At 44.1% G+C, this 1288-nt stretch carries 2 protein-coding genes; both read left to right on the top strand.

What is annotated here, in order from left to right:
- On the top strand, positions 1-534 hold a 534-nt coding region (locus AC6R19_RS22695), incomplete at its 5' end, for a hypothetical protein (RefSeq protein WP_500582145.1).
- 4 nt (positions 535-538) lie between these two features.
- Complete coding sequence (locus AC6R19_RS22690; RefSeq protein WP_500582144.1) at positions 539-1195, top strand: hypothetical protein; 657 nt, start codon at positions 539-541, stop codon at positions 1193-1195.
- Positions 1196-1288: the final 93 nt, after the last annotated feature.

The raw sequence follows: 1288 nt of genomic DNA, 5'->3' as shown, positions 1-1288 counted from the left end.
TTTGCAAATGGGGCCGTGACTGCTGCCTTTGCAGTCGCAATGCAAGCTGCGGCTCAATCTGGCCAAAAAACTCCTGACTTTGACAGTATGTCCGATCAAGAGCTGGTCGATTGGATTTATGAACATGGAAGCGAACTTGGCATTGAAGTTGGCGAAGGTGTAAAAGCGCTTGCTGTAGATGAATATAAAATACTAATGGGGCGTATGCCGGTTACCTGTGCGCAAAGCGCTTGTAATAATGATGAGACTGTTATTCTTTACGGTGATTACAAGAATAAGCTTATTAGGTTGTACAAGGATTCGTTCGAGGCAGGCTATAAGCTTAAAATGTCTGTCGACCCTGAAACGGGAGATGTGAATTATACCGGCGTTCCATTAAGCAGAGTTGAGGCTGCGATCCAGTCGTTTGGTCACGAGGCTGCTCACTCGATGGGAATAGATGTTTCTCAAGATAACGCAACAGGGTTTCATCCGAATGCAGAACAGCGGGGCTGGGATGCGGTTGATAGGTTTAGGTCGATATACGGGAAATAATTCTATGGTCCGTAAGCTATTTTTGCTGGTTACCTTTGTGATGGTTTTTCCTGTAAAGGCACTCTCTTTAGATGTCGGGAAGAAATTTGTAAAGTTAGATGATCTGGCAGGGAAATACGAATATATCTTAAAGGTAAATATTGTTTCTTCCGATGTTGCGGAGTTTGACTTTGGCGGGGTAAAGCGTAATTGCGGAATTGTTTATCATGGAGAGGTTCTGGACTCTATAGGTCTCCCATTGGGAGAGAAGGAAATAACTTTCTCCTCTATGCATTCCATGAAAACGAACAGGAATTATTTGATATTTGCGACCGCAAGACCCCAGTTTTTACGGAGAGGGGAGTTTTTTGTAGGCGATAAAGATAGCTATTTGCTTTCGGATGCGATGAAGAGTTGCGTGGAAGAGCTTCCAGAAATCAATACGGATGGTAGTGCCGCAGTCTTTGAATTTGAGCAAGTCAAAGGAGAGGAGGTCTCAAGCGTTATTTACGACTCTCCGAATGTGCTTTTGCCAGAAGGCCTTGACTTGCGTCGAAGGGTATTTGAGCTATGTCCTTCTCTTGAACAGGATAAGTGTAAAACTCAGGCTATGTATCAAGTGATCGATTGGCCTGCTCTAAAATCTAGGCTTTCGCGTAGAGAACTTCTGGAAGAAAAATAGCAGAGGGTCTTTAAATTTACACCAGTAAAAATCACCAAAGCCCCGGCAGATAGCTCTGCCGGGGCTTTGTCGTTGTGATACTGGTGACGATTA

It is taken from the genome of Microbulbifer sp. SE14, assembly GCF_059834885.1.
This window is presented reverse-complemented; position numbering and strand designations above follow the sequence as displayed.

What these genes read in the sequence shown, in the direction of transcription:
- AC6R19_RS22690 (WP_500582144.1), top strand. Translation starts at nt 539, where the DNA reads ATGGTCCGTAAGCTATTTTTGCTGGTTACCTTTGTGATGGTTTTTCCT.